This is a genomic window from Verrucomicrobiota bacterium, assembly GCA_016871535.1.
GTDB lineage: Bacteria > Verrucomicrobiota > Verrucomicrobiia > Limisphaerales > SIBE01 > VHCZ01.
The window spans coordinates 1-6,271 of sequence record VHCZ01000327.1 but is presented as its reverse complement, the minus strand read 5'-3'; the positions used below and the strand labels follow the sequence as shown (position 1 = coordinate 6,271).

The window sequence follows — 6,271 nt, the reverse complement described above, 5'->3', positions numbered from 1 at the left end:
GTTGTTGCTCCTCCGGAGAGAGGACCAAGGCATCACGGGCAGTCGTTTTGGCCATGCCCAACTACACTGCCAGAGGGCGGCGGAAGACGCAAGCTATTGTTCACCCTTCATACAAACGATATACTAGCCAGCCCAGCCTGGCGTTAACCGATGGCAGATGACGCACTCACACCGTGAGCGGTTTGTCCTACCGTCGCAACGAAATTCTCCAGCGCCCGGACCGGCGCAAGGTCATTGAAGACCGCCATTTTTTGGGCGCGGATTTTCTCGCCGAGCATCGCCCGCCAGTTTGCGTCGCGTCCTAAGCGGACGGCGATCTCCACGTATTCGTCCACGTCCCCAGCGATCAATTCATCCAGTCCGGCGCGGCGCAGAATCGCGTAAGTGTGCCGTCCTCGCAGCATCGGTCCCGGCAACGTGACCATGGGTTTGTCACACGCCAGCGCTTCCAGACTGCTGTTCCCGCCCGACCACAAGATGCTGTCCAGGACGATCGCGGCCCGCTGCGTCGCTTGAAAGAATTCGGCCTCCGACATTCTGGGATAGAAGGCGACGTGCTCATCCGCGTTCAAATTCAGTTTGGCAAAGGCGCGCCGCAATCGGTTCCGGAACTTTTCGGTGACCGCGGCCGAATGATGCCCAATGAACCAGAACTTCGCTCCGCGCACTTTTGCCGCGATCCGCGGATAAACGGAATCGAACTGCGGCAGCAGTTTGAAGAGGCTCTGGCTGCAGAAATAACTCAGCGGCCCGCCGGTGGGGCGGACCTGCCGGTCCGCCGCAGGCAGTTCGGGGTGGGCGTAGCAGATGGAAAGAGACGGCAGCCGCACCAACTTTTCAGAGTAGTGCGCCGCCGCGTTTTCAGGCTCCATCAATTCGCTGCTCAGAAAATAATCGATCGCGGAAAGACCGGAGGTCACCGGATGGCCCCACGTGCCGCACTGGACCGGCGCCAGCCGCAACGCGGCCAGAGGTTGCGTTCGGAAATGAATTCCGATGTCCAGATACACGATGATGTCGAACGCCGCGTCTTGCATCCATTCCACCAGGCGCCTCACGGGTAACGCGCCGAGATCGTGAGTCCGGCAATGCAAGGAGGCATCCGGCGCACGCGAATCCACGTTCCCCACGAGGCTGACGGCGTGAACCTCAAATCGGGAGCGATCCAGCTCGCGGAGCCACCCCTCGAACAGTTTGAGAATGGTGTGATGCCGGAAATGGGAACTCACGAAAGCGATGCGCAGCTTGTCCTGCGCGCCGAGCCGGCGTTTGGGAATGGGTTTCGTCAGTCCGGGGCAGGCGATGGCGGCCAGTGCAGAGAGCAGTTCGCCGTACTGCCCCTGCAATCGCGTGTGATCCCGCCCCTGGTAGTGCAGGTAGAAATTGGTTTTCCAGGAAAGCAAAGCGAGGGCCTGGTCGGCGTCCGCCATCGGCTTGCTTTTGATTTCATGCAACAGGCAAGCGAGGCCTTCGGACCAGCGGGCTTCGCAAGTGTCGATTTCCTTCTCGTCCTCATAAACGATGGGGAGCGCAAAAGTCCGGCCCCAGCGAGCCATCCAATGATTCGGAGCTGACTGCAGGGTGGCGTCGTACTCGCGGATCGCTTCTGCGGTCAGCCCGCTCTGTTCGTGAGCCAGAGCCAGATTGAGCCGAACCTCAACCACGTCGGATTTGAATTCGAGCGCGCGGCAATAAGCGGAGGCCGCCTCTTCGAACCTTCCGGCCTCCTGCAACGCCACGCCCAGATTTGCATGCATCTCCCGGAAATTCGCCCCGCCATCGCGCGCGCGACGATACGCCGCGATGGCGTCCTCAACCCGCCTCTGTTCCCAAAGCAAACATCCGAGATGAAAGTGCGCTTCAAGGAAATCCGCTTTGCACGAGAGGGCCTTTTCCAGGCACGCGATGGCGCCGGTCCTGTCTCCGATTTGGTTCGTGGCGAGGGCGAGATTGAAGAGTGTATCCGGAGCCTGAGGTTCAACTTCGAGAGCTTCTCGATAGACCGAAACCGCTTTGGGAAAGTCGCCCGAAGCGGCCAGGGCGTTTCCGAGGTTGAGCAGGATGGTCGGGTTGTTCGGCTTCAGCGCTGCCGCCCGCTCCAGGAACCGAACGGCTCCGGAAGCGTCATTGGAATTCAAAGCGGAGAGACCGCGCAGGTGCAGCGCCTCGAAGTTTTCGGGTTCCCGCGCCAGCACTTGATCGCAGAGTTCAGAGGCCTGGCCCCACTGCCCCGACCTCTGATGCTTGAGGGCCTGTTCCAATGCCCCCTGAACGTCTCCAGCCCCGATGGTTGATGCCGGTTTCAATAGGGATATTCTAACTGCCTGCCGAAGATCAGCAACTTCTTGCGACGGCTCGGGGCTGATTTGGGCATTTGAATTTCCAGGCGAAACTCTGGCACTATCCGGCCCATGGGCATTTCGCCTCGGCAGTTTGAGCAAATGAAGCAGCGTCTGAGCGGCGGCCGGAAAGCAGTCGCGGCCCCGGTCCTCGGCACTCAATTGCGCGCTCCCGCCGCGAATCACGAGATCATCCTGGGCGTCGATCCATCGTTGCGCGGCACGGGCTACGGAATCATTCAAGCCGCCCGGCCGCATCCGCGCGCGCTGGCCTTTGGCACGATTCGCTGTCCGGCGGGCTGGGAGCCGTCGCGCTGTCTGGTCCGGATCGTTCACGAATTGCGGGAAGTCCTGAAAAAGCATCACCCGGCGGCGTGCGTCATCGAAGGACTTTTCTACGCGCAAAACCTGCAAACCGCCTTGGCCATGGGCCAGGCGCGTGGGGCGAGCCTCGTGGCGGTGGCTGAAGCCGGCGTCGCAATCTACGAAATCGCGCCGCGCAAAGTGAAACAAGCGATCGTCGGTTACGGCGCCGCCCAGAAACTGGCCGTCGCCAAAATGGTCCAACGGATGTTGCACCTGGATGCCCCGCCAGAGGCGGACGCAGCCGATGCGCTGGCTCTGGCGCTGGCCCACGCGCAGCAAAGCTCGCGTTATTCGCTCGCAACGCCCCGGCGGATTTGACATGCACAACGAATCCGAGGAACAGATTACGATCGTGGGGCGGGTGATAATATCTCGTAGCGCAGAGTTGCACTCTGCCGTATCGCAGAATTGCATTCTGCAGCGCTTCGGCTTAATCGAGAGCGAGGGAATTGTTTGCCGCGCCGCCGATTGTAAATCGGCGATACAGCAGATTGAAAATCTGCGCTACCCCCCGCGTCGATCCGTCGCCAATCTCGTGGATTAGAACCGAACACTAACGCAAATCGGAAAATGTTTCCCCATGATCGCCTTCTTACACGGCAAATTGGTTGACGTTCTGCCGACGCAAGTGACGGTCGATGTCAACGGCGTCGGCTACGACGTGCTCATCCCATTATCCTCCTACGACAAGCTTCCCGCGCCTGGACGTGAAGTGCGCATCCTGACGCATCTGGCGGTGCGCGAGGATGCGCACGTGCTCTACGGATTCATGACCGAAGAGGAGCGCGAGATGTTTCGCATGCTCATCAACACGGTGAGCGGCATCGGCCCGAAAATCGCCCTCAACGTCCTCAGCGGCATGAGCGTCACCGCGTTCCGCGGCGCCGTGGCCAACGGCGATGTCAAGGCGCTCTCGCAGATTTCGGGCGTGGGCAAGAAGACCGCCGAACGCATCGTTGTAGAATTGAAGGACAAGGTCGGCGCGGTCGGCGCCTGGGAAGCGACCAGCGCCAGGCGCGCGCTTTCCCCGCAAGACCAGAAAGTCAACGACGCCGTGCTGGCGTTGATCGCGCTCGGCTACAAACAAGTCGAAGCGCACGATGCCGTGCGCGCGACGCTGGTGTTGCTGGGGCCGGAGGCCGGGGTGGAGGAATTGGTCCGCGCCAGCCTCAAGAAAAGCGTGTGATGCCCGCCCGGCTTGAACCAGGAGCCACCTCTGGATTTCTCCCTCTCCTCCCTTCACAGGGAGGGGAGGGTCGGGGAGATGAGGTCCGTCTTCACGGGCTTTCCCCTCTCCTCGATCCTCTCCCCGCTCGTTCCTCGCAGGGAGAGGAAGAAGGGCCTGCCCCTGATCGTAATCTTGCGCACCGCCCTTTTGCATGGACCGTTTAACCAAACCTTCGCGCGTGGTGGTGCCGCACGGTGTTGCGTGGCATGGACGGCTCGCGGCGGCGGCGATTTACATGCTCATTCGACTCATCGCTGGGACGGTTCGCTTCCGGGTGGCGGATCGCTCCGGCGTGACGGAAGGCAGCTTCAAAGGCCCCGCGATCTTTTGCGTCTGGCACAATCGTCTGGCGCTGGGGCTGATTCTCTACCGCCAATTCATTTGCCGAAAGGATGCGCCCCGGTCCTTGGCCGCGATGGTCAGCGCCAGCAAAGACGGCGGTTTGCTCGCCCGCATTCTCGAACTCTTCGACGTTCAGCCCGTCCGAGGTTCCAGCAGCCGGCGGGGACCCCAGGCGCTCCTGGAACTCACGACGTGGGCCGAACGCGGATACGATCTGGCGATCACTCCCGACGGCCCGCGGGGCCCGTGCTACCTGGTGCAAGATGGAATAACTTCGCTGGCTCAGTTGACCGGCCTGCCCATCGTGCCCGTGACTTACCATCTAAGCCGGAAAATCTGCCTCAAGAGCTGGGACCGATTTCAAATTCCGCTTCCTTTCGCGAAGTGCGACGTGACACTGGGCCGCCCGGTTCAGGTGCCCCGCGAGGCTTCGGACGCGGAGCGCGCTGATTTGCGGCAGAAACTGGAAGCGCAAATGCGCGAACTCACGGTGGATTGAACAGGTAGGGCGAGTCCGTCCCGGCGAGCCGCTCGACGTGCATGGAACACGTCCGACTCGGCTCGCTGGGGACAGGCTCGCCCTACCCAGCGGTTCATGGGAAGTTCCCATGGCCACGGTGCCATGCACTCGGCCCTTGAACCCGTCGATGGTAGGGCGGCGCTGCTGCGCCGCCGTATCGACCGAAGACCGGCTGCGCGGCAACGCAGCCCTACCAGGTTCATGGGAAGTGTTCACCGACTGCCGCGTTGCGGCGGGTTCGTTGCGAAGGCGGTCTGGTAGAGCGCCCGCCGTTCGCGGACAGCCTGGATGTAACTGCGCGTTCCGGGAAAATCCATTTCCGCCAGAAACGCCGCGCTGTTGGTTTTGGCCGCCCCGCGCATCCAGCGCAAGACATGCGTCCGGCCCGCGTTGTAATCGGCCAGCGCATACGGCTCGGGATCGTCGGACTGACGGTAACGTTTCAGAAGTTTGCCCAGATACCACGCGCCGGCGCGGATGTTCATGTCGGGGTCGAGCAGTTGTTCGTGGGAAAAAAACAACAAACGCTCTGCTTCCGCCCATTCTTTCGCGGCCAGGGATCGGATTTGCATGAGTCCGAGTTCGCCGGCGCTGCCGCGCGCCCCGGAGTTGAAGCGGCTTTCCCGCCACACGACCGCTTTGATCAAGGTCGGATCGACCCCGTACTGCCGCGCCGCGCTTTGGATGGAGCCATCGTAACGGCGCTCACCCTGGGAACGGTACCACCAGTAGATCGCGGCCAGATCGACGAGCGCGATCGCCAGAAAGAGCCAGAGCCACCGACGTTGCACGCCCATGCTTTTAGTTTCCCAATAAATCGTTGCCAAGTTTTGTCGCGCGTATAGATTGCGCTCTGTCTCCGATAACGGTATGTCCTCCAGCGGTGAGAACACAGCGCCTGAGCCGGGGCCGGCTGAAGAAGTGCCAGGCCGCGAGATTCTCATCTACGTCGTGGATGACGAATCCATGGTCGGCGAAGTCGTGGAAGTCATCCTGAAACTGAAGGGATTCCGGCCGAGATTATTCACCGATCCCGAAGCCGCCTATCAGTTGTCCGTGAGGAACCCAAACCGGACTTGCTCCTCACGGATTTCCTCATGAGCCCGATCAATGGGATGGAGCTGATCGAGCGCTGCAAACGCGTCCAGCCGGAGTTGAAAACCATCCTCTACAGCGGAAACGTCGGCGAGGAAATCATGCAGTATTACTCCGCCAAACCCGACGGCTTCCTCAGCAAACCTTTCCTCCCCAAAACGCTCGTCGCCGTTGTCTATTCCGTTTTGCGAGGCTAGTCCCTCGCCGGTGCATCTACGAGTTGTCGGTTCCACCCATTTTTCAGACAGGCTCTAAGAGCGTGTCCGAAAATTGCGCGGGGTCCTGCGGCGAGGGATTTTGGCTGTGGCCAAGGCGGCGAGGTCTGAGCATCCCCAACGCGGGCTGTAAGGACCGAGCCAACGCAGGCCACGGACAAAAGAC

Annotated in this window: 6 protein-coding genes; 4 read left to right on the top strand and 2 right to left on the bottom strand. The window is 61.2% G+C overall.

What is annotated here, in order from left to right:
• Window positions 1–143: 143 nt before the first annotated feature.
• Window positions 144–2,597 (bottom strand): tetratricopeptide repeat protein, encoded by a 2,454-nt coding sequence (locus FJ398_25165; GenBank protein MBM3841183.1) that lies wholly within the window; start codon window positions 2,595–2,597, stop codon window positions 144–146.
• Between FJ398_25165 and ruvC the strand changes: the two genes are divergently transcribed.
• The 3 genes from ruvC (at window position 2,412) to FJ398_25150 (ending at window position 4,774) form a co-directional block, all read left to right on the top strand.
• Window positions 2,412–3,023 (top strand): crossover junction endodeoxyribonuclease RuvC, encoded by a 612-nt coding sequence (gene ruvC / locus FJ398_25160; GenBank protein ID MBM3841182.1) that lies wholly within the window; start codon window positions 2,412–2,414, stop codon window positions 3,021–3,023. The genes FJ398_25165 and ruvC overlap by 186 nt on opposite strands.
• 262 nt (window positions 3,024–3,285) lie before the next feature.
• On the top strand, window positions 3,286–3,891 hold the full coding sequence (ruvA, locus tag FJ398_25155; GenBank protein MBM3841181.1) for a Holliday junction branch migration protein RuvA: 606 nt from the start codon (window positions 3,286–3,288) through the stop codon (window positions 3,889–3,891).
• A gap of 193 nt (window positions 3,892–4,084) precedes the next feature.
• Entirely contained in the window at window positions 4,085–4,774 is a 690-nt protein-coding gene (locus tag FJ398_25150; protein MBM3841180.1) for a DUF374 domain-containing protein, read from the top strand.
• Between the two features lie 233 nt (window positions 4,775–5,007).
• On the opposite strand, the gene FJ398_25145 is transcribed toward FJ398_25150, so the two are convergent.
• The gene (locus tag FJ398_25145; GenBank protein ID MBM3841179.1) at window positions 5,008–5,739 is read right to left on the bottom strand and encodes a lytic transglycosylase domain-containing protein; all 732 of its coding nucleotides are present in this window, start codon (window positions 5,737–5,739) and stop codon (window positions 5,008–5,010) included.
• 18 nt (window positions 5,740–5,757) lie between these two features.
• Between FJ398_25145 and FJ398_25140 the strand changes: the two genes are divergently transcribed.
• A complete protein-coding gene (locus FJ398_25140) occupies window positions 5,758–6,087 on the top strand; it encodes a response regulator (GenBank protein MBM3841178.1) in 330 nt (109 codons plus the stop codon).
• Window positions 6,088–6,271 lie beyond the last annotated feature (184 nt).